At 69.0% G+C, this 23,088-nt stretch carries 21 protein-coding genes; 5 read left to right on the forward strand and 16 right to left on the reverse strand.

Translation table 11 applies throughout. The features are described from left to right. Positions 1 to 6: 6 nt before the first annotated feature. Entirely contained in the window at positions 7 to 1,140 is a 1,134-nt protein-coding gene (locus VARPA_RS28265; protein WP_013544009.1) for a hypothetical protein, read from the forward strand. Here VARPA_RS28265 and VARPA_RS28270 read toward each other — a convergent pair whose 3' ends face one another. From VARPA_RS28270 to VARPA_RS31255, 9 genes are all read right to left on the reverse strand, one after another. Continuing rightward, positions 1,141 to 2,127, reverse strand: coding sequence for a Bug family tripartite tricarboxylate transporter substrate binding protein (locus VARPA_RS28270; protein ID WP_013544010.1), 987 nt, complete (start codon positions 2,125 to 2,127; stop codon positions 1,141 to 1,143). 4 nt (positions 2,128 to 2,131) lie between these two features. Further along, positions 2,132 to 3,352: a VWA domain-containing protein gene (locus VARPA_RS28275; RefSeq protein WP_013544011.1), complete on the reverse strand. Its 1,221-nt coding sequence runs from the start codon at positions 3,350 to 3,352 to the stop codon at positions 2,132 to 2,134. Between the two features lie 61 nt (positions 3,353 to 3,413). Then, positions 3,414 to 5,756 (reverse strand): DUF5682 family protein, encoded by a 2,343-nt coding sequence (locus tag VARPA_RS28280; protein ID WP_013544012.1) that lies wholly within the window; start codon positions 5,754 to 5,756, stop codon positions 3,414 to 3,416. A gap of 26 nt (positions 5,757 to 5,782) precedes the next feature. Continuing rightward, a complete protein-coding gene (locus VARPA_RS28285) occupies positions 5,783 to 6,862 on the reverse strand; it encodes an ATP-binding protein (RefSeq protein WP_013544013.1) in 1,080 nt (359 codons plus the stop codon). Further along, positions 6,859 to 8,415: a DUF5691 domain-containing protein gene (locus tag VARPA_RS28290; protein ID WP_013544014.1), complete on the reverse strand. Its 1,557-nt coding sequence runs from the start codon at positions 8,413 to 8,415 to the stop codon at positions 6,859 to 6,861. The genes VARPA_RS28285 and VARPA_RS28290 overlap by 4 nt, the downstream gene beginning before the upstream one ends. A gap of 55 nt (positions 8,416 to 8,470) precedes the next feature. Further along, positions 8,471 to 9,820: an SWIM zinc finger family protein gene (locus tag VARPA_RS28295; protein WP_013544015.1), complete on the reverse strand. Its 1,350-nt coding sequence runs from the start codon at positions 9,818 to 9,820 to the stop codon at positions 8,471 to 8,473. Between the two features lie 52 nt (positions 9,821 to 9,872). Further along, entirely contained in the window at positions 9,873 to 10,496 is a 624-nt protein-coding gene (locus tag VARPA_RS28300) for a hypothetical protein (protein ID WP_041943084.1), read from the reverse strand. After that, positions 10,493 to 12,529, reverse strand: a complete 2,037-nt coding sequence (gene htpG, locus VARPA_RS28305) for a molecular chaperone HtpG (RefSeq protein WP_013544017.1) — start codon at positions 12,527 to 12,529, stop codon at positions 10,493 to 10,495. Before htpG ends, VARPA_RS28300 begins: the two co-directional genes overlap by 4 nt. Before the next feature lie 31 nt (positions 12,530 to 12,560). Beyond that, positions 12,561 to 12,761, reverse strand: coding sequence for a hypothetical protein (locus VARPA_RS31255; protein WP_144299057.1), 201 nt, complete (start codon positions 12,759 to 12,761; stop codon positions 12,561 to 12,563). A 5-nt stretch (positions 12,762 to 12,766) separates the two neighbouring features. Here VARPA_RS31255 and VARPA_RS28310 point away from each other — a divergent pair, with 5 nt between their 5' ends. Next, the gene (locus VARPA_RS28310) at positions 12,767 to 13,243 is read left to right on the forward strand and encodes a hypothetical protein (protein ID WP_013544018.1); all 477 of its coding nucleotides are present in this window, start codon (positions 12,767 to 12,769) and stop codon (positions 13,241 to 13,243) included. Between the two features lie 31 nt (positions 13,244 to 13,274). Here the strand turns inward: VARPA_RS28310 and VARPA_RS28315 are convergent, their stop codons facing one another. Beyond that, entirely contained in the window at positions 13,275 to 14,327 is a 1,053-nt protein-coding gene (locus VARPA_RS28315; RefSeq protein ID WP_013544019.1) for an ABC transporter substrate-binding protein, read from the reverse strand. A 59-nt stretch (positions 14,328 to 14,386) separates the two neighbouring features. Beyond that, complete coding sequence (locus VARPA_RS28320) at positions 14,387 to 15,316, reverse strand: LysR family transcriptional regulator (RefSeq protein ID WP_013544020.1); 930 nt, start codon at positions 15,314 to 15,316, stop codon at positions 14,387 to 14,389. 99 nt (positions 15,317 to 15,415) lie between these two features. On the opposite strand from VARPA_RS28320, the gene VARPA_RS28325 reads away from it, so the two are divergent. Both VARPA_RS28325 and aqpZ read left to right on the forward strand, forming a co-directional pair. Beyond that, positions 15,416 to 16,426, forward strand: coding sequence for a zinc-dependent alcohol dehydrogenase family protein (locus VARPA_RS28325; RefSeq protein WP_013544021.1), 1,011 nt, complete (start codon positions 15,416 to 15,418; stop codon positions 16,424 to 16,426). Positions 16,427 to 16,605: 179 nt separating this feature from the next. Continuing rightward, complete coding sequence (gene aqpZ / locus VARPA_RS28330; protein ID WP_013544022.1) at positions 16,606 to 17,313, forward strand: aquaporin Z; 708 nt, start codon at positions 16,606 to 16,608, stop codon at positions 17,311 to 17,313. Between the two features lie 28 nt (positions 17,314 to 17,341). On the opposite strand, the gene VARPA_RS28335 is transcribed toward aqpZ, so the two are convergent. The 5 genes from VARPA_RS28335 to VARPA_RS28355 form a co-directional block, all read right to left on the reverse strand. Beyond that, a complete protein-coding gene (locus tag VARPA_RS28335) occupies positions 17,342 to 17,680 on the reverse strand; it encodes a hypothetical protein (RefSeq protein ID WP_013544023.1) in 339 nt (112 codons plus the stop codon). Between the two features lie 115 nt (positions 17,681 to 17,795). After that, a complete protein-coding gene (locus tag VARPA_RS28340) occupies positions 17,796 to 19,184 on the reverse strand; it encodes a sensor histidine kinase (RefSeq protein WP_013544024.1) in 1,389 nt (462 codons plus the stop codon). Then, complete coding sequence (locus VARPA_RS28345; RefSeq protein ID WP_013544025.1) at positions 19,181 to 19,837, reverse strand: response regulator transcription factor; 657 nt, start codon at positions 19,835 to 19,837, stop codon at positions 19,181 to 19,183. Before VARPA_RS28345 ends, VARPA_RS28340 begins: the two co-directional genes overlap by 4 nt. 121 nt (positions 19,838 to 19,958) lie before the next feature. Beyond that, positions 19,959 to 21,068 (reverse strand): winged helix DNA-binding domain-containing protein, encoded by a 1,110-nt coding sequence (locus VARPA_RS28350; RefSeq protein WP_013544026.1) that lies wholly within the window; start codon positions 21,066 to 21,068, stop codon positions 19,959 to 19,961. 13 nt (positions 21,069 to 21,081) lie between these two features. Then, positions 21,082 to 21,915 (reverse strand): pseudouridine synthase, encoded by an 834-nt coding sequence (locus tag VARPA_RS28355; RefSeq protein ID WP_013544027.1) that lies wholly within the window; start codon positions 21,913 to 21,915, stop codon positions 21,082 to 21,084. Positions 21,916 to 21,998: 83 nt separating this feature from the next. On the opposite strand from VARPA_RS28355, the gene VARPA_RS28360 reads away from it, so the two are divergent. Further along, on the forward strand, positions 21,999 to 23,069 hold the full coding sequence (locus tag VARPA_RS28360; protein ID WP_013544028.1) for a bifunctional nicotinamide-nucleotide adenylyltransferase/Nudix hydroxylase: 1,071 nt from the start codon (positions 21,999 to 22,001) through the stop codon (positions 23,067 to 23,069). Positions 23,070 to 23,088: the final 19 nt, after the last annotated feature.

A 23,088-nucleotide genomic window follows, 5' to 3' on the forward strand; every position in this document is an offset into this window, starting at 1 on the left:
CCTTCGATGCCGCCGCGCATCGTCTACCTCGCGACCGCGGACGCGCGCGGCCACCTGATGCGCGCGCAGCTCATCGCGCATTCGCTGCGCGCCGCGAGCGCCAGCGTGCAGGTGCTCACCACCTCCGACGAAGGCGCGCGTTTTCTCGCCGGCTTCGGCATCGAGGCGCCGGTGCTCTCGCGCCACTACGCGGTGCAGTTCGACCGCGAGCAGAACATGCTGCGCCGCGAGACCGACCGCAACGTGGCGCACTACGTGTTCCGGCCGGGTCGCATGCTGCGCGACATCCTGCGGCTGCGCGCCTGGTTCCGCGATGCGGACCTGGTGGTGAACGATTCCTTCCACCCCGCGCTGCTCTTCATGGGCTGGATGCCGGGCTGGCGGCGCAAGGTCGTGCATGTGTACGGCGCGAGCCTGCGGCATGCGCTGGAGACCAATTTCAGCGGGCGCATGCCGGCGTGGATGGCGGGCATCTTCGCCCGCATCGTCGCCTGGCAGATCGACCGCAGCCGCGCGCGCATCGCGCACGATTTCGCCTACGGCGCGCCGCAGGACGACGGCCGCGGCGGTCACCGGCTCGCCACGCCGGTGGCGGTGATGGGCGCCGACACGGAAGCGCACGAAGACCTCGCACCGCAGGCCGCGGTCTACCTGAATCCACATTTCCGCGAGACCGCGCTGGCCGATGGACTGGAACGCGGACTGGCCGATGCGCGCGTGCCGGCGCACCTCGTCGGCGAGGGGTATGCGCAGCGCACGGGTTGGCACGCGCAGGACGAGCACTGGATCGAGATGGCCGCGCGCAGCGCCTTCATCGTCTCTGCGCCCGGCATGGCGGCGCTGTCGATTGCCGCGGTGTACCGCAAGCCGATCCTGCTTCTGTTGACCGACCAGCCCGAGCAGGCGATCAATGCGCAGCGTGCTGCGCAGCTGGGCCTGCACCATCGCATCGTGGTGTGGCAGGGCCGCACCGGCGACTTCGCGCGCGCGGTGACGACGGCCGCCGGCGAGTTGCTCGCGTTGGCCGACAACGGCGATGCCCACCAGGCCGCGCATAAAGGGCGTCAGGCGGCCATCGCACGGCTGGAGCACTGGACGGTGCTGCTCCACAGCCTGGCGGCGGCAACGCCGCCGGTTTGATCAGTCGAGCAACAAGCCGAGATCCTTGATCAGCGGATGCCAGCGCGCCGTTTCGTCGCCGATGAGCGCTTCGAACCGGGCCGGCGTGCTGCCCACCGGCTCCACGCCGAACTCGGCGAGCTTGCGCAGCACCACCGGGTTGTGGATCGCGCTGGCCACCGCTTGCTGCAGCCGCGCCACCAGCTCGGGTGGCGTGCCCGCGGGCACTGCCAGGCCCATGAGCGCGGCGGCCTCGACCCGCGGCAGGCCCAGCTCCGCGAAGGTGGGCACCGCGGGCAGTTGCGGCAGGCGCGTGGCGTTGGCGACGGCGAGTGCGCGCGCCTTGCCGCTCTGGATGAACCGGAAGGCTGCGGCCAGGTCGCTCATCATCGCGGGCAGCTGCCCGCCCGCGAGATCGGCCAGCGCGGGCGCGGCGCCGCGGTAGGGCACGTGCACCATGCGAAGGCCCGCCTGGCGCTGGAGCAGCTCCATCGCCAGGTGCTGCACGGTGCCGGTGCCCGCGGAGGCGAAGCTGACCTTGCCGGGAAAGGCCCGCGCATCCGCGATGAAAGCGCGCGCGTCCTTCACGCCGCTGGACGGACCGACCAGCAGCACCATCGGCAAGCGCCCCAGCAGCGTGACCGGCGCGAAGTCGCGCGCCGGGTCGTAGCTCAGGTTGCGGTAGAGCGCCGGGTTGAACACCAGCGTGCCGTTGTCGGTCGAAAGCACGGTGTAGCCATCGGCCGGCGCGCGGGCCGCCTCGATGGCGCCGAGCGCGGTGTTGCCGCCGGCGCGGTTCTCGATCTGCACCGGCTGGCCGGTGTCGATGGCCAGCTGGGTGCCGACGGTGCGCGCGACGATGTCGGCGATGGCGCCGGGCGGGTACGGCACGATCCAGCGGATCGGCCGGGACGGGAATTCGCGCTGCGCGTGCGCCGCCCGGGCCAACGAGCCCGACACGGCCGCGAGGGCCAGTGCCGCAAGCTTGCGTCGGGACAGGCCGAACATCAGCTCACGCAGCGCGGCTGGTCTTCAGGCCTTGGCCCGCGGCCCAGGTTGCGACGTCTTCGCGCTTGATCGCCGCGGCCATCAACCCCGGAAACGCATCGGGCGTGCATGCGAACGACGGCACGCCGAGCGCGGCCAGCTTGGAAGCCAGGTCGCGGTCGTAGGCGGGCGCGCCTTCGTCGCTGAGCGCCAGCAGCGCGATGAACTGCACGCCGGCCTCGACCAGCTCGTTGGCGCGGCGCAGCAGGTTGTCTTCCACGCCGCCTTCGTACAGGTCGGAGATGAGGATGAGGATGGTGTTGCGCGGCTCGCGCACCAGGCTCTGGCAGTACCCGACCGCGCCGTTGATGTCGGTGCCGCCGCCCAGCTGCACGCCGAACAGCAGGTCCACCGGGTCCTGCAGCTGCTCGGTCATGTCGACCACGGCGGTGTCGAACACCACCAGCTTGGTCGCCACCGCGGGCAGGCTCGCCATCACCGCGCCGAAGATGCTCGAGTAGACGACCGAGGCGGCCATCGAGCCGCTCTGGTCGATGCACAGGATCACCTCGCGCTGCGGCTGGCGCGCCTTGCGGCCGTAGCCGACCAGCGTCTGCGGCACCACGGTGCGGTATTCGGGCTGCCAGTGGCGCAGGTTGGCGCGGATGGTGCGGTTCCAGTCGATCTCCGAATGGCGCGGGCGGCGGTTGCGTTGGGTGCGGTTGAGCGCGCCGCTCACGGCGCTGCGCATCGGCTCCTCGAGCTTCTTCATGAGCTCGTCGACCACCTTGCGCACCACGGCGCGCGCGGTGTCCTTGGTGCCGGCCGGGATCACGCTCGCGAGTGCCACGAGGTTGGCGACCAGGTGCACATCGGGCTGCGCGTTCTCCAGCATCTCGGGCTGCAGCAGCATCTGGCGCAGGTTCAGGCGCTCCATCGCATCGCGCTGCATCACCTGCACCACCTGGCTCGGAAAGTACTTGCGGATGTCGCCGAGCCAGCGCGCCACGCTGGGCGCCGAATCGCCCCGGCCGCCACGCTGCCCGCCCTGGCCGAGGCCGCGCCGGCCATCGGCTTCGTAGAGCGCGGCGAGCGCCTGGTCGATCTCTCGCACGCGGCCCTCGACGGCGCCGCAGCTCGCGTTGGCTTCGCTGCCGAGCACGAGGCGCCAGCGCTGCAGGCGGTCGGTGGGCGGCAGTGGTGCTTCGCCTTCGGTGTCGGCGGTGCTTTGAAGATTCGCGCTCATTTGAATACCTCCGTGCTTCGCACTGCGGTGCGAGCTTGCTTGGGGCGGCCCGGCGCGGCGCTCATGCTTTCACTCCCAGCAGTTCCCGCAGCAGCGGCAGCGCGAGCACCGCGCGTGTTTCGTCCCAGTCAGCGGCGGCCACGGCGGCCGGCAGCGTGCCGCCGACCGCACCGCGTTTCGCACGCTCGCCGAGCGCCCGCCGGTCCGACCCCGAGAAGTCCGCGAAGCTGCGCCGCACCAGCGGCAGCACCTGCACGAAGTGTTCTTCGCCGAGCCCCGCAAGCCAACGGTCGACCAGCGACCAGACGGCTTCGTCGTGCAGCAGCACCATCGCGTTGCGGTTGAGAAAGCCTTCGAGCCACGCGGCCGCTTCGGTCGGCGGTGCGCCGGCCGAGAGGTTGCGCGCGAGTTGCTGCGAGGCGCCGTCGCTGTCGATCTGCGCATCGTCGAGCAGCAGCCGGCAGCTCACGCCGCGCAGCAGCGGCGCGCCGGTTTCGCCGAAAGCGATGGACCGCAAAGCGGCGCGCCAGGCGGCGGTGATTTCTTCACCGTCGCGCAGGCGCACCGCGTCGTGCGTGGCGATGAGCCGGGTGCGCAGCGCCTCGGCGGCTTCGGCATCGAGCGCGCCGCAGGCGATCGGCAGGCCGATGGCGCCGCGCACGATCAGGCCGTCGAGCACATGCGAGAGCAGCGCGCTGTCGGTCTGGCGCACGCTGCCGTAACGGAACACGTTGGCCAGCGGCGGCACCGCGCCGATGAGCTGTACCGCGTCGCCGGTGAGCGCGGCTCGGTCTTCGAGTGCGCGGGTCACGGCCTGCACGGCGACCGGCAGGTCGGCCAGCAGCACGATGTCGACCTGCTCGGCCAGCGCCGTGAGCGAAGTCTCCGCGGCCAGCCCTTCCATCACGCGCGCGCTCGCGGCATGCGCCACGGTCGCGCCGAAGCGGCTGGCTTCGATGATGCGCAGCGCGAACTCGGGCTGCCATTGCAGTTGCCACACCTCGTGGAAGGTGCCGCGGCTCGCGCGCTGGCCGGCGGTGATTTCGCCCCATGGCAAGTCGAGCAGCCGCAGCCGGTGCAGCAGGTGGCTGCGCGCGAGGTCGTTGGGCTGGCGCAGGTCGAGGTCGAGCGTCTTCGCGGTCGCCTCGGGCTTGAGGCGCAGGCTCTTTTGCGCCTGCTCGATGTCGCGCTGCAGCGGCACGGTCGGCACTTCGGCGGGCACCTGGCCCATGCGGTCGCCGACGGTGAGTCGCTGGTGGATCAGCGTGAGCGGCGCCTGCTCGCCCATGCAGATCACGCTGCGCACCGCCTCGTCGAGCTCGGGCAGGCCGGGCGCGGGGCGCTCGCGGAGCGCGGCGAGCGTTTCGGCGAGACGCGTGGCTTCGATCAGGTGGGCGGAGGAGCAATCGAGGTCGTGTTCGCGCAGCAACCTTGCCACGCGCGCAAGCCAACCGGTTGTGCGGCCCGCGACCTGCTGGCCTTGCTGCCACAGGTGTTCGTACCAGCCGGGCGAATCGATGCCCGCGCCGTAGCCGCTCGCGCTCGTGAGGTGGCGATAGGTCCACGGCACCCAGGTCGCGAGCACCTTGAGCTTGGGCAGGCCCTTGAGCAGCGCCGCATCGGCCTTGGCGGTGACCGTGCCCTGCAGCGCCGGCACGTGCCAGGCGCCGCAGACCACGGCGATGCGCTGGTGACCGGCCTTGACGGCTTCGCGGATCGACTGGCGCATGAAGGCTTCGCGCAGCTGCTCGCGCTCCATCGCGCGCTGGCCGCGGCGGTCTTCGGGCGTCTCGGCGCGCACGGCGGTCATGGCTTCGGCGATGGCGCCGAACAGGTCTTCGCCGTCGCCGCGCTCCTCGACCATGTGGTTCCACCAGCTCTCGCCATCGGCATAGCCGGCGGCATGGGCGAGCCAGTCGAAGGGATCGTCGGGCAGTGCGTTGGCAGCCTGCTCTTCCACGGGTTCTTCGACGGTTTCGGCGACCGGCAGCTTGTCGGTCTCGTCGTCGTCGAGCGGCGTTTCGACTGGTGCTTCTGCCTCGGCAGCCTTGGCCTCGTCGGCCGCGCGCGCCGCCTGCTCGATGGCCATGCGATGCGCCTGAGGCAGATCGATGAAGCGCGTGGGCAGCCCATGCTTCACGCCCCACTGCAGCGCCTGCCACTCGGGCGAGAACTCGGCGAAGGGGTAGAAGGCGGCCAGGCGCGTGTCGTCGTTCGCATGCACCAGCATCGCGACTGGCGGGCGGAGGTCCGCATGCGCCATGAAGGAAAGCAGGCCCTCGGCCTCGGGCGGGCCCTCGACCAGGATGCAGTCGGGCTGCAGCGACTCGAAAGCGCGCAGCAGACTGCGCGCACAGCCGGGGCCGTGGTGGCGGATGCCGAAGTAATGCAGCGGTGAAGCCATGTGCAGTCGCAGCGGTGGCGCGGGGCTCAGAGCTGTTCGCGGCAGGCGCGGTACAGGTCCTTCCAGTCGGCGCGCTCCTTCACCACGGTCTCCAGGTATTCCTTCCACACCACATGGTCCTGCACCGGGTCCTTGATGACCGCGCCGATGAGGCCCGAAGCCACGTCGGCCGAGCGCAGCACGCCGTCGCCGAAGTGGCCGGCCAGCGCCATGCCGCTGTTGATGACGGAGATGGCCTCGGCCGTCGAGAGCGTGGAGGTCGGTGACTTGATGCGCGTCTTGCCGTCTTCGGTCTGGCCGTTGCGCAGCTCGCGGAAGATCTGCACCACGCGGCGCACTTCCTGCAGCGCGGGCGGCTCGGCGGGCAGCGCGAGCGCACGGCCGAGTTCGGACACGCGCTTGACCACGATCTGCACCTCCTCGGCCTCGCTCGCGGGCACCGGCAGCACCACCGTGTTGAAGCGTCGCTTCAGCGCGCTCGAGAGTTCGTTCACGCCCTTGTCGCGGTTGTTCGCGGTGGCGATGACCGAGAAGCCGCGCACGGCCTGCACCTCGCTGCCGAGTTCGGGGATGGGCAGCGTCTTTTCCGACAGCACGGTGATCAGCGTGTCCTGCACGTCGGCCGGGATGCGGGTGAGTTCTTCGACGCGCGCGATCTTGCCGAGGCGCATCGCGTGCACCAGCGGGCTCGGCACCAGCGCCTTTTCCGACGGGCCATGGGCCAGCAGCTCGGCGTAGTTCCAGCCATAGCGCAGCTGCTCTTCGCTGGTGCCGGCGGTGCCCTGGATCAGCATGGTCGAGTCACCGCTCACGGCCGCGGCCAGGTGCTCCGACACCCACGACTTGGCCGTGCCCGGCACACCGTACAGCAGAAGCGCGCGGTCAGTGGCGAGCGTGGAAACGGCGATCTCCATCAGGCGCGAATTGCCGATGTACTTGGGGCTGACCTCGAAGCCGTTGGCCAACTTGCCGCCCATCAGGTAGGTAAGCACGGCCCAGGGCGAGAGTTTCCAGTTGCCCGGACGCTGGCGGTCGTCGACCTTCTGGAGCGCATCGAGTTCTTCGGCGAATTGATGTTCGGCATGCTGGCGCAGGACATTGCTCATGGACGGCCTTGGGATGAGGAAGAAGAAGTGGACGAAAGACGAAGGGTCGAAAACAGCTGGCGCGCGCGCACGATGCGCGCGGCGTCGCTCAATGCGCTCGCGAGGCCGGGGCTTTCCTCGGCGGCGCGCGGTAGGTCGGCCAAAAGGTGCAGCGCATCGGCATGCAGCAGCGCGGCCGCGTTGCCGAGCACCTGGCGCAGCACGTAGTCGTTGACAAGATCGCCGCGCTCGACGCGAGCGCGCAGTGCGGCCGCAAGCTGGAGCGAGAGTTCGGCCGACGGCGTTTCGCCGGGTGCGCAGGCCTGGTCGGCGAAGGCGATCACGTTCTGCACGCCGCTGTCCGCGAGGCCCAGTTCGATCACCCAGTGGCGCTCGCGCCGTTCGCGGGGCAGCAGCGCCAGCAACTGGCCGACCCAGGCGCGCTGGCTGTGTCGGGTGTGATGGTGGTCGAGCATCGCGTCGCCCCAGTGGACATCGGCCGTGGCGAGGATGGCTTCGTTCCAGCCGCGGAACAGGGCGTCCTTCCAGTCGCTCTTCTCGGCCCAGCCGAGCAGCGCGGCAGGCGTCATGCCGGTGTGCGTGGTCCACCATGACAACGGCGCTTGCCGCACCAACTGGTAGAGCCACCAGGCGCGCTCGCCGAGGCTGTCGTGGGTGGGGCGCACGGGGTCGATGGCGTCGTCTTTCCAGCGCGGGTCGGCGGCCTCGGGGGCGTTCAACTGCCATGCACCGCCCACTTGTGAGAGCAGCGGTGCGAGGAAGGCTTCGATGCGCTGAACGTGGGCGCTGGCGGGCAAACGCTGCAGCAACTCGACCGCGGCCTGGCGCACGTCGCGGGCGCGGTCCTTGAGCTGGGCGTCGATCAAGGCTTCGTCGTCGGGGCCGATGTTCTCGGCCAGCGCGCCGAGCAGCGCGGCGCGTTCCTTGGCGGGAAGCTGCGGCAGCTCCGCGGCGAGGCGTTCGCGTGCGGCGGCGGGGTCGCTGCGGCGCTGTTCGACCAGCACCGCGCGGCGTTGCTCGAGGCTGCCTTCGTCCCAACGCGTCTGCGCATCGGCCTGCTCGCTGGCGCCGACGGCGTAGCGCCAGTCGTCGTTGCGCGCGGCGAGCCAGAGGCCGCGCTCGCCGAGCGCGGGGATCACGGAAGGCCGCAGGTCGATCGCGCGGCGGCCGGCGTCGAGCGCGGTGGGCAGGAGGTTGTGGGGGAGGCGCAGGCCCGCGGCAGTGACCGCGGCGAGACCTTCGTGCTGCAGGCGGAGCGGACCGCTTGCCAGCGCATCGGCGATGGCGGCCTGCAGCGCGGGATCGTTCAGCACGGGGCGTTCATCCGCGGCGGCAATCGGCGCATCGGAGGGCGAGAGGCCCGGCGCCACGAAGCCCGCACGGCGCCCGATGGCGACGGCGCCTGCGACGCGCAGCAACTGGCCTTGCGCGTCGCCGGACTGGATCGCCTGCAGCAATCCGCCGAACTCGCCCGCCATTGCATCGGCCGCCGGCACGGGCTGGCGGGCGGTGCCGACCAGTGCGCTCTGCAGCAGCGTGTTCCAGTGACTCATTCGATGACCTCCGCGCTGCGCGCTGCGGTATTCGCCTTGGGAGCGGCCCGGCGGCTCATGCGCGCACTCCAGCCAAGGTCCAGACCGGCGCACTCCCGGCCGCTGCACCCGAAGCCCAGGCAGTGAGCGGCGCGAACTGCTCACCGTCCCATTCGCCGAAGACCCGCAGCGGCGCGCCGCCCGAGTGCGCGAGCAACTGCCAGGCCTCCTGCGTCGCCAGTTGCATCGGCAAGGCCTGCGGCGCGGCGTCGAGGCGCAGCCACCATTGGTCGCCGTGCCGCGCGGGCACGGCTTCGGCCCACACCATCGGCAGCAGCGGTTGCCAGGGATTGGCGGCGATCTGTTGCGCCATGCGTTGCCACTCGTCGGGCGTATCGGTGGCGGACGCGGTCGATGCGGGCGCGTCGGCCAGAAGCTCGGCCACCAGCGCGCGCTGCGACGCGTGGCCCGGATAGAAGCACAGCACCGCGGCGCGCTCGCTGCCGCTGACCCAGCCGGTTTCGAAACCACGCCCGCCATGCGAGTAGTCGAGCAGCAGCGCACGTCGCCCGCTCGCGCGGCCTTGCAGCCACACATGGCGCTCGACCAGCTTTGCATCGCGCTCGTCGATGCATTGGCCCAGCACGAGCCAGTGGTCGCTGATGCGTTCGCCGTCCGCGAGCAGGCCCTCGCGGTCCTGCGGCCAGCCGAGCGCGATGCGGAGGTCCGCCAGCGTGGCCGGCGAGAGCGATTCGCGGCGCGGCACCGCGTCGACGATCAGTTGAAGACGGCCCAGCCGGTCGAGCAGGCGCGCCGGCCAGGCTTCGCCCGCGCCGATGAGTTCGGCCGCCTGCGTGATGCGTTGCCCGAGCCCCGGTGCCTGCGCGTCGACCATGCGCGCGGCCATCGCGCCCCAGGCCTGCTGCTGTTCGCTGCCGAGCGCGGCGAGGCCGCGCTGGGTCTGGTCGTCGAGCCAGCGCGCGAGCTCTTGCACGCCGGCCTCGATGCGCTTCCAGCGCTGCGCGTCGCGCTTGGCGGCCGCGGCGGGATCGGGCGCGGCCGCGGGTTCGGCGGCGCGCGCTTCTTTCTTCTCGGCCTTGTCGCGGCGCGAGGCGATCCACTCGGCCACCCACGGCGGCGGCGCGGCGGCGGTGAAGCTGGCGCCGCTTTGCGCGCGCAGCAGCATCAACGCGAGGCCGTGCTTGCAGGGGAACTTGCGGCTGGGGCAGGAGCAGCGGAAAACGGGGCCGGAGAGATCGACCTGCGTCTGGTACGGCTTGCTGCCGCTGCCCTGGCATTCGCCCCAGACGGCTTCGTCGGAATACCCGAGCGTGGGCCACTTGGCCGGGGCGAGCAGGCCCTTGGCGGCCTTGGCCGACGCATCGTCGGGTGCGAGCGCCAAAACGGCTTCTGTACTGAGAGTCATCGGGGCACCCTCGCGCCGGTCCGCGGCGCGGATGAATGGAAAGACGCGGCCATCAGGGCGCGATGGGATTGCCCGGCGTGCCGAGGCTGCCCGCCGGAGCGGCGGCAGCGGCAGGGGCCGGTGTGCTGTAGGAAACGCGCACCGCGGGCGATTGCTGCTGAAGTGCGGGGTTGGCGACCGGCCGGGTCACACCGCCTTTGCTGACCGTGACCGGCGCAGCCGGCGAAACCAGCGCCACGGGCGTGGCCCCAGTAACGCCGGACGTCCCGGAAATCGGCACCGTGGCCCCGACCGCCGCCGTGGTGACCGGTGCGGCGCCGCCCGCGGGCGCGTACCCCGGCTTGCCCGCATTCGGGTCGTGCAGCACCACGCTCTTGCCCACGCCGACGCCGACGCCGGTGCCGATCGGCCCGATGCCGACGCCGACTCCCACGCCCGCGGTGCCGGCCACCACGCCGGTGTTGTTGACCGAAACGCCCGCACCGAGCGGGCCCCAGCCGGTGTTCAGGCCCACGGAGAAATTGCCGTCCTTGGTGGCACCGAGCCCGAGCGAGAGCCCGGGCACCAGCGGAATGCCGATGTGATAGTGCGAACAGCCGCTCACCAGGAGCATCGCCAGCAGCGCCGCCGGAACGACGGCTGCTGCACGAAAAGTGGTGCGCGGCCGGATCGTCACACCAACAGCGCGTTGACGCGCCTCACGTAGGCGGCGGGATCGGCCGGGAGGCCCCCTTCGGCGAGCAGTGCCTGGTCGAACAGGATGTTGGCGAGGTCCTCGAAGTGCTCGGAGCTCTCGAGCTTCTTCACCAGCGCGTGCTCGGCGTTGACTTCGAGCACCGGCTTCAGATCGGGCGCGGGCTGGCCGGCTTGCTTCAACATGCGCGCGAGCTGCGTGCTCATGCCGCCGTCCTGCACCACGAGGCAGGCGGGCGAGTCGACGAGGCGGGTGGTCACGCGCACGTCGTCGGCCTTGTCCTTGAGGGCTTCCTTCAGGCGCTCGAGCAGCGGCTTGAAGGATTCGGCGGCCTCTTCTGCCGCCTTCTTCTCGGCCTCGTCCTGCAGCTTGCCCAGGTCGACCGCGCCCTTGGCCACGCTCTGCAGCGGCGTGCCGTCGAACTCGGTGAGGTAGTTGAGCGCCCACTCGTCCACGCGGTCGGTCATGAGCAGCACCTCGATGCCCTTCTTCTTGAAGACCTCGAGCTGCGGGCTGTTCTTGGCGCCGGCCAGGGTGTCGGCCGTGATGTAGTAGATGGCGTCCTGGCCGTCCTTCATGCGCGCCTTGTAGTCGGCCAGACTCACGGTCACGGCGTCGCTGGTGCTCGAGGCGAAACGCAGCAGCTTGGCAATGCGGTCGCGGTTGCCCATGTCTTCGCCCAGGCCCTCTTTGAGCACCGCGCCGAACTCGGCGTAGAACTTGGCGTACTTGCCCGACTCATCCGCCGCAGCGGCAGCAGTTTCGGCGGCGGTGGGCGCATTCTTGTCGACCACGTCCGTCACCGCTTCGGTCGGCTCGGGAGCCGGCACCGATTCGCCCGAGCCCACGTCGATCTTGCCTTCGCCGCTCTCGGGCGAGGTCTTCTGCTTCTTCGCCAGGTCTTCCAGCATGGAGAGCACGCGCTTGGTGCTGCCCTCGCGGATCGCCTTCACGTCGCGGCTTTCCTGCAGCAGCTCGCGGCTCACGTTCAGCGGCAGGTCGGCCGAGTCGATCACGCCCTTCACGAAGCGCAGGTAGTTCGGCAGCAGCGCCTCGGCGTCGTCCATGATGAAGACGCGCTTGACGTAGAGCTTCACGCCCGCGCTCTTGTCGCGGTTCCACAGATCGAACGGCGCCTTGGCGGGGATGTAGAGCAGCTGCGTGTACTCGGTGCTGCCTTCCACGCGGTTGTGGCTCCAGGCGAGCGGCGCCTCGTAGTCGTGGCTGATGCTCTTGTAGAACTCCTCGTACTGCTCGGGCGTGATGTCCTTCTTGGGACGGCTCCAGAGGGCGTTGGCCTTGTTGACCGTTTCCCATTCGCCGGTCTTCACCATGTCGCCGGGCTGGTCGTTCTCGCCCTCCTTCCACTCTTCCTTTTCCATGAGGATCGGGAGCGAGATGTGGTCGGAATACTTGCCGACGATCTGCTTCAACTTCCAGGCGTTGAGGTATTCGTCGGCGTCGTCGCGCAGGTGCAGCGTGATGCTGGTGCCGCGCTCGGCGCGGGTGATGTCGGCCACCTCGAAATCGCCGGCGCCGCCGCTGATCCAGCGCACGCCCTGCTCGGCCGGGAGGCCGGCGCGGCGCGATTCCACCGAGATCTTGTCGGCCACGATGAAGCCCGAATAGAAGCCCACGCCGAACTGGCCGATGAGCTGCGCGTCGGCCTTCTGGTCGCCGCTCAGCTTGCTCATGAAGTCCTTGGTGCCGCTCTTGGCGATCGTGCCGAGGTTGTCGATGGCTTCCTGGCGCGACAGGCCGATGCCCTTGTCGGTGATGGTGAGAGTGCGGGCGGCCTTGTCGAACGAGAGGCGCACGTCCAGCTCGGGCTGGTCTTCGTACAGCTCGGGGTGGTCGAGCGCCTCGAAACGCAGCTTGTCGGACGCGTCGGACGCGTTCGAGATCAGCTCGCGCAGGAAGATTTCCTTGTTGGAGTAGAGCGCGTGCGTGACGAGGTGCAGCAGCTGCGCGACTTCGGCCTGGAAGGGGAGTTTGGTGTTGGAGGAATCAGCCATGAGAGAGGGAAATGTCGAAATCGAAAAAATTCTAAGTCGGCGCGGCGACCGAAAGACGACGCAGCGCCAACTTCTTCAACTGAGGGTGCAGTGTTTGAAAAACAACGATTGAGCGGGTGAACGCGCGCACGTTTCCGCGGTTGGCTCGGAACAATTTGGCATCGACCTCCAAAATGTGAACTTTTTTACTCACACGGGTTGCGGAAATCGACAAGTTCATCTTCTTTCGCATCAGCGATGGCGCCTGGCCGGGTCCAGAGCGGCACGATCACCACGGTGAGTTTTGCGCTCGCCACCTCGATCCCCGGCGGCGGTGCGCCGACCGCCGGCAACAACAGGGCCACGAGCAGGAACGGCACGGCGCCGATCTTCAGTGTCGGCGCCACGGGCAACGTGCTGCCGGTCGAGGTGCGCAGCAACGCGGGCCAGGTCACGCTGCGCGCCACCACGACCGGCCCGCTGACCAATACGGGCGGCAACACCATTCCGATCTCGGAGATCACCGTGGCATCGAGTGACAGTGCGCTGCCTGCGCCCACGATCCCGGCGACCGGCCTGGGGCCCACCATCAATGTATCGACCGGTGGCCCGGGGAGCGGCTTCACGCAGGTGACCCAGCGCGCGGCGGATTGGACCTTCTCGTACGCGAACACGGCGAATCGCCCGGCCGGCACCTACACCGGGCAGATCACTTTCACGGCCAGTTCGCCCTGAGTCTTTTCCAGAAAGCGCCTGGCAACCAGGATCAGCGCGGCTGCGATTCGACCTCCCGCGTCCACCGATCGATCAGCCGCTTGCGCTCGGCCGCCTGCCCGTACTTCTGGAAGTCGTACTTGATGAGCTTCACATCGGCCATCGACGGAATGCGCGCATCGGGTTTGAAGGTCTTGTTGGCCGGCGACTGCAGGCTGCCCACCGTGCCGCCGATGGCCTGGCCCTTCGGGCTCATGAGCCAGTCGTAGTAGCGCTTGGCGTTTTCCTTGTTGCGCGCGCCTTTCACGAGCGCGATGCCGCCGATCTCGTAGCCCGTGCCTTCGCACGGCGCGGCGGTCTTCACAGGAAATTTGTCATACCGCCAGCGCTCGAAGCCGAAGATGAAGCTCACGCCGATGGCCACTTCGCCCTTGGCAACGTTGGGCGCCTGCGCCTGGCCGCTGCGGGTGTAGCTGGTCACGTTCCTGTGCAGCTTCTTCAGGTAGTCGAAGGCCGCGTCCTCGCCCATCTGCTGCACGAGGCCCGCGATGATGGTGTAGGCGGTGCCGCTCGATGCAGGGTGCGAGATCTCGATCTCGCCCTTGTATTCGGGCTTGACCAGGTCGGCCCAGCACTTGGGTTCATGCAGCTTCTTTTTCTTGAGCACGTCGGTGTTGAAGCCGAAGCCGATCGCGCTCGTGTAGAAGCCACCCACCATGTTCTGCGACAGCGCGTACTGCCGCACCGCCCAGTCGTGCAGGTCGTTGATGTAGGCGGGCCGATAGGGCTCGAGCAGCCCCTGTTCGGCCGCCTGCAGGAACGGGTCGCCGGTGCCGCCCCACCAGATGTCGGTCTTGGGGTTCGCGGCTTCGGCGCGCAGCTGCGCACCGATCTCGCCGGTGCCCTTGTGCGCCTGCTGCACCTTGATGCCGGTCTCGCGCGTGAAGGCTGCCGCGGCGGCTTCGCACCAGCCGGCGTCGGTGCTGCACAGCGCGTTGACCGTGCCCTGCGCGGCCGCGTTCTGCGACGGCAGGTAGAAAGCCGCGAAGCCGGCGAAGGCGATGGCCATGACGGCCGCGATGTTCCGGTTGGCTGGGATGCGCATGTGCTTCTCCTCGGATCGGTGGGGGGTTCGAAGGCGCAGGATAGCGCCCGTCTTGCAGGTCACGGCACGGCCAGCAGCGGCGGCAGGTGCTCGGCCAGCCAGTCGATCACCACGCGCGTCTTGAACGGCAGGTAGCGGCTGCGCGAGCGGATCACATTCAGCTCGAAGCCGAAGGGTTTGGGCTCCTCGAACACGCGCACCAGCGTGCCGGCAGTCAGCGCATCCGCCGCGAGCCACGCGGGCAGGCGCGCCAGGCCCATGCCGCCGATGGCTGCTTCGAGCAGCACCTCGGCGCTGTCGCAGCGCAGGCGCGAAGGAAGCGTCACGTCGACGAGCCGGCCGTCGGCACCGTGGAAGTGCCAGGTCGAGACCTGTCCGTCGCGCGCATAGAGCACGGCTTCATGCGGCGTGTGCGACGTCTGCGACGCGGTGAGTGCCTCGATGCCGCGCGGATGCCCGCGCTCGGCCAGGTACGCGGGCGCGGCGCACAGCACCATCCACTGCACGCCGACCGGCCGCGCAACGAGCTCCGAGGTGTCCGCCAGCTCGCCGCTGCGGATCGCGAGATCGAGCCCCTCTTCGACCAGGTCCACACGCCGGTCGCTGAACGCGAGTTCGAGCGACAGCGCCGGATGCCGGCGCGCCAGTGCCAGCAGCAGCGGCCCGACCTTGAGCCGGCCGAACATGGCCGGCATGCTGATGCGCACGAGGCCCGCTACCGTGCTGCGCGCCGTGTCGGTCACGGCTTCGGCCGCGTCGAGCTCGGCCAGCGCGCGGCGGCAGCGCTCGTAGTAGCCATGGCCTTCCTCGGTGAGGCTCTGGCTGCGCGTGGTGCGAAGGAACAGCCGCGTGTTCAGCCGCGCCTCGAGCCGCGCGATGCTCTTGGCAACCGCAGAACGGGTGACATGCAGCCGCTGCGCCGCGAGGGCGAAGCTGCCCGCTTCCACTGCCGCGACGAACTCTTCGATGCCCTGCAGGCGCTGGCTCATTGGATACTTTCAGGCGTCGTGTTGAAGAAAATTATCCGCCACCGGATAGTTTTCATCATCAATAGCATCAAGGCTTCGCTGTTTCGTGGAGCCTTTTCGATGCAAGAACCTCAGACGCTGCGCCGCTGGCAGCTTCCCCAATTCGGCCGTGCCCATCTCGAACAGGCCGAGGCGCCGCTGCCCGTACCAGGCGCGGGCCAGATCCTCGTGCGGGTCGGCGCCGTGTCGCTCAACTACCGCGACCTCCTGATGATTCGCGACGGCATGGGCATGAAGCTCGACCTGCCCTTCACGCCCGGCTCCGACATGGCGGGCACGGTGGTGGCCGCGGGCCCTGGCGTGACGCGCTTCGCCGTGGGCGATCGCGTCGTCAGCACCTTCTGGGGCGGGTGGATCGACAGCCACTGGCACAGCGACGCCGTGCTCGCCGGCGGGCCTGGGCCGGGCATGCTCGCATCGCATGTGCTGATCGACGCGGCGTGGGCGGTGGCCGCGCCCGCCACGCTGAACCTGGCCGAAGCCAGCACGCTGCCTTGCGCAGGACTCACCGCATGGTTCGCGCTCGCCGAAACCGGCGCGTTGCGCGCGGGCGAAACCGTGCTGATCCACGGCACCGGCGGCGTCGCGCTGTTCGGCTTGCAAATCGCGCGGCTGCATGGCGCGCGAGCCATCGTGGTGACGGGGAGCGAGGACAAGCGCGAACAAACGCTCGCGCTCGGCGCCTCGCACGTGCTGATGCGCGACAGCGATTGGCCCGCGGAAGTGCGCAGGCTCACGAACGGACGCGGCGCGGACCATGTGCTCGAACTGTCGAGCGGCCCGAACCTCGATCGCTCGCTGCAGGCCGCCAAGCAAGGCGGGCGCGTGTCGATCATCGGCATGCTCGGCGGCGAGACCTTGAGCGCATCGTTCTATGCCATGGTGCTTGGCCGCGCGACGGTGCAAGGCATCGGCGTCGGGCATCGTCGCGCGCTCGAAGATCTGGTGCGCGCCATCGACATCAACGCGCTCAAGCCTGTGATCGCGGCGCAGTACGAATTCGATGCGCTGCCCTCCGCACTCGACCGCCTGGAACGCGGCGCATTCGGGAAGATCGTCATCACGCTTTGAAGTATTGAGGCCTTCCGTTCACATGCAACGCAGTTGCGGCAACGTACAAAACTTGCGCGATCCGTGAAGAGGTTCCGTTCGCTGCAACAAGGTGCTCGACGCCCCTGATTTCCCGACTCAGAATGCGCCCGCGCTCGGCCCTGGACCGGCGCGCTTTCTCAACTTCAGGATGGAGCGTTATGGAACACAGTACCTACAAAAAGTGGTCGGCCGAATTCATTGGTACTTTCTGGCTCACGCTCGGAGGCTGCGGAAGCGCGGTCCTGGCGGCGGCCTTTCCGGGTGTGGGCATCGGCCTGCTCGGGGTCTCGCTGGCCTTCGGTCTCACGGTGGTGACAGGCGCCTATGCGCTGGGGCCGATCTCGGGCGGCCACTTCAATCCGGCGGTGTCGATCGGCCTCGCAGCCGCGGGCCGTTTCAAGGCCTCGCAACTCGCGGGCTACATCGTGTCGCAGGTGCTCGGCGCGATTGCGGCGGCCGGCATTCTCTATCTCATTGCCACGGGCAAACCGGGTGCCGACATCGGCGGCTTCGCCACCAATGGCTATGGCGAACACTCGCCCGGCAAGTACGGCCTGTATGCCGCAGCGCTGTGCGAAGTGGTGATGACGGCCGTGTTCCTGATCGTGATCCTCGGCTCGACGGCCAAGCGCGCAGCGGGCGGCTTCGCGGGCATGGCCATTGGCCTGTGCCTCACATTGATCCACCTGATCTCGATCCCGGTGACCAACACCTCGGTGAACCCGGCGCGCAGCACAGGCCCGGCCCTCTTCGGGCCGTCCCATGCGGTGTCGGAACTGTGGCTCTTCTGGGTCGCGCCCATCGTGGGCGCGATCATCGGCGCAGTGATCTACCGCACCGTTCTCAGCAACGGCAACGACGACTGAGCGTCGTCGCCTCCGCCGTCGAGCGCAATCAGCTGCCGTTGGCCGACTTCACCAGCGGCAGCGAGGTCGACTGGCCAATCGATTCGGTGCCGGTGGGGTGCGAGGCGGCGAAAGCGCCGGCCTGAACTTCGGTGTCGGAGACGGTCGACAGCATCGCGGGGGCGCTGGTCGACTGGCCGATGGACTCGGTGCCGCTCGGATGCGCGGCGGCAATCGCACCGGCCTGAATATCGGGGTTTTCGGCGGAGTTCAACTGCAGCGGATGGAAGTCGGAGCCATCGGTCGTTTCGGCCGATGCATGGACGGTGCCCAGCGCTGCGAGCGCAGCGAAGGAACCAATGGCGAGAAGCTTGAGGGAAGTGCGCATGGTGTGTGCTCCTTGAGGGCAGGTTGTCTCCGGTCTCGTGCCATCGTGCGAACTGCGCGTGGCAGGACCTGCACGCACTCTAGGCAGCCCGACTGAGATGGGAGTGAGCGAAGAGTTAGCTGCGGCTTAGCGGGGATGCCCGCAGATGCACGCGCGCCATGAGCCCCGGACCGTCGTCGCGGTTGCGCAATTCGATGCGCATGCCGTTGCGCTCGGCGGCGGTTCGCGCAATCGCCAATCCGAGTCCGCTGCCGCCGGCGGCCGCGCCCGGCACGCGAAAGAAGCGATCGAACACGCGCCCCATGGCGCTCTCCGGAATGCCCGGACCGTTGTCCAGCACATCGACCACCGCATGGCCCTCGGCCTCGTGCAGCCGCACATCGACCACGCCACCTTCGGGCGCATAGCGCAGCGCGTTGTCGATCAGGTTGTCGAACACGCTGCGCAACTCGGGCGCTGGCGCGGACACCACCGGCGTGATGCTGCCTTCGAAGCCCACGTCCACGCGCCGCGCATCGGCCAGCACCATCAGTTGGCTCACGCTCTCGCGCAGCAGCACCTCGATGTCGATGGCCTCGCGCGCCATGGCGCGCTGCGGCGCGTCCTGCCGCGAGAGGCTCAGCAACTGCTCGATGAGGTGCTGCGCGCGCGTGACACCCGCTTCGAGCTGGTTGAAGCGGTCCGTGGCTTCGCCGGCCGGCACGTGCGCGCGCAGGTTCTCGATCTGCAGGCCGATGGCGGCCATGGGCGTGCGCAGCTCGTGCGCCGCGTCCTGCACGAAGCGCCGCTGGGTGGCGAAGGCATTGCGCACGCGGGCCAGCAGGTTGTTGAAAGCGCCCACTAGCGGCGCGATCTCGTCGGGCATGCGCGCCAGCGAGAGATCGGTGAGGCTGCGTTCGTCCTGCGATGCCACGTCGCGCGCCACGCCGCGCAGCGATCGCGAGGCCGCGGACACGATGAGCCACAGCATCAGCAGCGCCGCCGGCAGCAGCAGCGCAATCGGCAAGCCTTCGAGCAACGCACGGCGCAATGCGCGACGGCGACGGTAGTCCTCGTTCTGCAGCACCTGCACGCGCGGCTGGTCGGCTCGCGGGCCGGGCTCGGCGGTGAAGACGCGCCAACTCGCGCTCGCCTGCGTGCCGGTGCTCACGTTGCGGAAGCCGTTGCCGGGCTGCAGCGGCACCGTCAGCAGCGGCCATGAGCTCGCGCGCAGCGCGGTGCCGTCGGCGCTCCAGATCTGAACGACGAAGGCGCCGCGCGTGAACGCGGCTTCGCCATCGACCGCGCGCGGCATCTTGGGCGGATCGTTGCCCGCATACGACTCAGCCACCAGCCGCATCTGGTCGTCCAGCGCGTTGTGAACCAGGTTGCCGTACGCGAGAAAGGAAAACCATGCGGTTGCGACCGCGCCGACCAGGTGCAGCGTGATCAACCACAGCAGCAACTGCATGCGCAGCGAGCGCGGACGCCACCAGCGGCCGGACTGCGCAGCGCCATCCGTCATGCAGCCACGCGCCAGCCCAGTCCGCGCACATTGCGAATCGACTCGGCACCGAGCTTGCGGCGCATGCCGTGGATCAGCACGTCGATGGCGTTGCTGGTCACTTCTTCGCCCCAGCCGTAGATGCGGTTTTCGAGTTGCTCGCGGGAAAGGATGGCACCCGGCCGCTCCAGCAGCGCATGCAGGAGCGCGAATTCGCGCGCTGTCAGCGCCTCGCGCGCGCCATTCACCAGCACCTCGCGCGTCGTCAGGTCCAGCTGCAGGACACCGCTGCCCACCAGCGAATGCGCCGCGCCATCACGGCGGCGCACGATGGCCCGCATGCGCGCGAGCAGTTCGCGGAACTCGAAGGGCTTGAGCAGGTAGTCGTCCGCCCCGAGGTCCAGGCTGTTGATGCGGTCGTCGAGGCCGTCGCGGGCCGTGAGCACCAGCACCGGCGTTGCATCGCCGCGTTCGCGCGCGCGCCGCAGCACGTCGGTGCCGTCCTGCTTGGGCAGGCCCAGGTCGAGCAGCACGCAGGTGTAGCCGCCGTCGCCCAACGCGCTCTGCGCGAGCTCGCCGTCGCGCACCCAGTCGGCGGACCAGCCCGCGCCCTCGAGCGCCTGTTTCAGGCTGCGCCCGATCATTTCATCGTCTTCCACCAAAAGCACGCGCATTGCAGCGACTCCTTGGGCCGCAAGGTAGCACGCGACCGGGATGATCGATAGTGCCTTGCGCCGAGGCGCAGCGTAGAAGCGAAGTCTTAGGCGGCGCTTAGGCGCCGTGCGGGCGCAAGGGTCACAGCACGCGAACGTCGTGCTGCTCGCCTTCGCCCTCGGCGTCCGCGGCAAAGGCCAGCAGGCGCATCGCTTCTTCCTGTATGCCGAGCCGGTCGGCCTTCGACCAGCGCGTGAAAGGCTCAAGCACCGCAGTGGCCGTGTTCTTCGCCCGCTCGATCTTCCAGGTGCCCGCCACGAAGCCGTCGAGGAGCACCGTGCCGCGCACGATGCCGTTGACGGTGAACACGCGGGCACGGTGGGCCTCGCTCAGCACACGGCTGCGGTCGGCGTGCGAGAGCAGCAGGTTGTCCCATTCGGCGACGAGGCGCGGCGGTGCGGGCGTGTCGGGGTCGGGACGCGGTGCGCGTGGCAGGTCGAACAATTCCTGGCCCTCTTCACCAATGAACACGCGCAGTTGCGGACGCAGGCGCTCGGCCACGGCCTTCCAGCCGGTGAGGCCCGACCACGCGCCGGCATCGGCGAGCGTGGCGGGGCCGAAGGCGGCCAGGTAGCGCAGCAGCAGGTCGTCCTGGGTGGCGGGGGCGACATCGGCGGCGGATTCGCCGAGCCACTGGCCAATGGGCTGCAGCCGTGGGTTCTGGTGCGAGCCCCAACTGCCCGCGGGCGGCAGGTGCACCAGCGGCACGTTGTTGCGGATGAGTGCGGCGAGCGAGGCAGGCGCCCGGTCCTTCCAGTGCGCCGCGAGCCCTTGCCCGAGTTCGGTGCCGGTGAGCGGGCCTTCATCGAGCAGTGCTTTGCCGGCCTTCACCACGGCCGCGCGGTCGATGCCTTCGAGCGCCCGCGAATGCTCGCCCGACAGGCCACGCTGATGCACCGGCTCAAGCAGCGGCCGCCATGCCAGCGCATCCGATGCGGCCATCAGGTGCAGGGTCGCGCGCAACGTCGACATGCGCACGATGCGGCGCTTCTTCAACGCGTCGGTGAGTTGCTCGCGGCGAAAGCCTTCGAGCCGGCTCCAGAGGCCGATGTACGGCGGGTTCGGCGCCTGCGCCTGCAGCCCCGCCAGCTTCTCGATGGCCTGCACGACCGTCGCCTTTCGCCGCTCCAGCAGCATCTGCCGCGCCAGCGTGGCTCGGTTCAGTGCGCGCTGGCTCAGCACCACGGGCATGGCCTGCGAACGCTCAGAACTTCTCGTGCGGCCCGAGGTAGCGCCACTGGCCCACCGGCAGGTTGCCGAGCATCACCTTGCCGATGCGCACGCGCTTGAGGCCCACCACCTTGAGGCCCACCAGCTCGCACATGCGGCGGATCTGGCGCTTCTTGCCTTCGGTAAGCACGAAGCGCAGTTGCTCGGGGTTCTGCCACTCGACCCGCGCCGGCTTGAGCTGCTGGCCGTCGAGGCTGAGGCCATGCCGCAGCCTCGCGAGCATTGCCGGCGGAAAGACCGCCTGCACGTTCTGCGTGACCGGATCGTCGTCGTCCATGCGGATGAGCTGCCCCGTGGGCGCGGACTGGCCCGGGCCGTAATAGGCCACGCGCACCAGGTATTCCTTTTCCATCACCGAGTCTTCGCCGATCAACTGGCGCGCGACGCGGCCGTCCTGCGTCATCACCAGCAGGCCGATGGAGTCGATGTCGAGGCGCCCGCAGGGTGCGAGGCCGCGCAGTTGCTGCGGGCTGAAGAAGAAGCGGGCGTTGTCCTCGGCCCAGCGGTTCTGCGGCGTGAACAGCGTGACCGCCGGCTCATGGCCGTCTTCGGCCTGCCCGCTCACATAGCCGATGGGCTTGTTGATGAGGATGGTGACCTGGTTCGCCTGCTGGCCCTTGGCGGCCTTGTCGATCTCGATGCGGTCCGACGGCGTGACCTTCACGCCCATCTCGGCCGGCTTGCCGTTCACCTTCACCCAGCCATTGGCGATCCACTCGTCGGCCTCGCGGCGCGAGCACATCTTGAGTTCGGCCATGCGCTTGTTCAGGCGCACGGGGGCGTTGGGGGAGGTGGAGGGCTCGGTCATCGAAAGGCTTGATTCATGGGCGGCACCGATGCTATCCTGAACGCAAGCGCAAGTTGATTGCGCCAATTTTGGGGGATTCCCAAGTGAGCACACGCAAGTTCCAGTACGCCATCGTCATCGGGCGTTTCCAGCCCGTTCATTTCGGTCACCAGCGACTCATCGAAGAAGGCCTTCGCGCCGCCGATCGGGTCATCGTGGTGGTCGGCTCCGACCGCAAGCCCCGGAGCGTCAAGAACCCCTTCACCTTCGACGAACGCGAACGCATGGTGCGCGCCTGTTTGCGCGGCACGGAGCAGATGCGCGTGAGCGTCGTCGGCGTGGGCGACTCGCCCTACAACGACCAGATCTGGATCGCATCGATCCAGTCGGCCGTCGACCGGTTGATCCAGCAAGACGGCCACGCACCCGCCGACGCCAAGGTCGCGTTGGTGGGCCACCTGAAGGACGCCTCGAGCTACTACCTCAAGCTCTTCCCGCACTGGGAGTTCGTCGGCCAGCACAGCGTGGAAAGCCTGAACGCCACCGATGTGCGCAGCCTCTACTTCGACCCCGAGAACCGCGGCCAGCTCGCACGCGCCGACCTGCCCGACGGCACCGCGGCCTTTCTCGACAAGTTCACCGGCACCGCCGACTACGCCGAGCTCTGCGAGGAGCGCGCCTTCCTCGTCGACTACCGCGACAAGTACCGCTATGCGGGCAGCGCCTTTCCGCCGATCTACACCACGGTCGATGCCATCGTGGTCGAGGCAGGCCACATCCTGCTGGTGCAGCGCAAGTTCCACCCTGGCAAGGGCACCTGGGCACTGCCCGGCGGCTTCGTGGGCCAGCACGAGCGGCTGCAGGAAGCGGCCATCCGCGAGCTGAAGGAAGAAACGCGCCTGAAGGTGCCCGTGCCCGTGCTCAACGGCAGCATGAAGGCGAGCCACGTGTTCGATGCGCCCGACCGCTCGCAGCGCGGCCGCACGATCACGCACGGCTTCTTCTTCGAGCTGGCGCACAACCAGTGGACGGGGCTTTCAGACGTGCGCGCCGACGACGACGCGGCCGAGGTGCGCTGGGTGCCGATCGCCGAATTCCTCGGCATGCAGGACCGCATCTACGAAGACCACTACTTCATCGCGAATCATTTTTTGGGTGGCCTGGGCAAGAACTGAACGACCAGGCTTTGTCAGC

The organism is Variovorax paradoxus EPS (assembly GCF_000184745.1).
Taxonomy (GTDB): Bacteria; Pseudomonadota; Gammaproteobacteria; order Burkholderiales; family Burkholderiaceae_C; genus Variovorax; species Variovorax paradoxus_C.

Excerpts from the sequence above, each read along its gene's own strand:
- VARPA_RS28265 (WP_013544009.1), top strand. The coding sequence starts at position 7 with ATGCCGCCGCGCATCGTCTACCTCGCGACCGCGGACGCGCGCGGCCAC.
- VARPA_RS28270 (WP_013544010.1), bottom strand. The coding sequence starts at position 2,127 with ATGTTCGGCCTGTCCCGACGCAAGCTTGCGGCACTGGCCCTCGCGGCC.
- VARPA_RS28275 (WP_013544011.1), bottom strand. The coding sequence starts at position 3,352 with ATGAGCGCGAATCTTCAAAGCACCGCCGACACCGAAGGCGAAGCACCA.
- VARPA_RS28280 (WP_013544012.1), bottom strand. The coding sequence starts at position 5,756 with ATGGCTTCACCGCTGCATTACTTCGGCATCCGCCACCACGGCCCCGGC.
- VARPA_RS28285 (WP_013544013.1), bottom strand. The coding sequence starts at position 6,862 with ATGAGCAATGTCCTGCGCCAGCATGCCGAACATCAATTCGCCGAAGAA.
- VARPA_RS28290 (WP_013544014.1), bottom strand. The coding sequence starts at position 8,415 with ATGAGTCACTGGAACACGCTGCTGCAGAGCGCACTGGTCGGCACCGCC.
- VARPA_RS28295 (WP_013544015.1), bottom strand. The coding sequence starts at position 9,820 with ATGACTCTCAGTACAGAAGCCGTTTTGGCGCTCGCACCCGACGATGCG.
- htpG (WP_013544017.1), bottom strand. The coding sequence starts at position 12,529 with ATGGCTGATTCCTCCAACACCAAACTCCCCTTCCAGGCCGAAGTCGCG.
- VARPA_RS31255 (WP_144299057.1), bottom strand. The coding sequence starts at position 12,761 with ATGCGAAAGAAGATGAACTTGTCGATTTCCGCAACCCGTGTGAGTAAA.
- VARPA_RS28310 (WP_013544018.1), top strand. The coding sequence starts at position 12,767 with ATGGCGCCTGGCCGGGTCCAGAGCGGCACGATCACCACGGTGAGTTTT.
- VARPA_RS28315 (WP_013544019.1), bottom strand. The coding sequence starts at position 14,327 with ATGCGCATCCCAGCCAACCGGAACATCGCGGCCGTCATGGCCATCGCC.
- VARPA_RS28320 (WP_013544020.1), bottom strand. The coding sequence starts at position 15,316 with ATGAGCCAGCGCCTGCAGGGCATCGAAGAGTTCGTCGCGGCAGTGGAA.
- VARPA_RS28325 (WP_013544021.1), top strand. The coding sequence starts at position 15,416 with ATGCAAGAACCTCAGACGCTGCGCCGCTGGCAGCTTCCCCAATTCGGC.
- aqpZ (WP_013544022.1), top strand. The coding sequence starts at position 16,606 with ATGGAACACAGTACCTACAAAAAGTGGTCGGCCGAATTCATTGGTACT.
- VARPA_RS28335 (WP_013544023.1), bottom strand. The coding sequence starts at position 17,680 with ATGCGCACTTCCCTCAAGCTTCTCGCCATTGGTTCCTTCGCTGCGCTC.
- VARPA_RS28340 (WP_013544024.1), bottom strand. The coding sequence starts at position 19,184 with ATGACGGATGGCGCTGCGCAGTCCGGCCGCTGGTGGCGTCCGCGCTCG.
- VARPA_RS28345 (WP_013544025.1), bottom strand. The coding sequence starts at position 19,837 with ATGCGCGTGCTTTTGGTGGAAGACGATGAAATGATCGGGCGCAGCCTG.
- VARPA_RS28350 (WP_013544026.1), bottom strand. The coding sequence starts at position 21,068 with ATGCCCGTGGTGCTGAGCCAGCGCGCACTGAACCGAGCCACGCTGGCG.
- VARPA_RS28355 (WP_013544027.1), bottom strand. The coding sequence starts at position 21,915 with ATGACCGAGCCCTCCACCTCCCCCAACGCCCCCGTGCGCCTGAACAAG.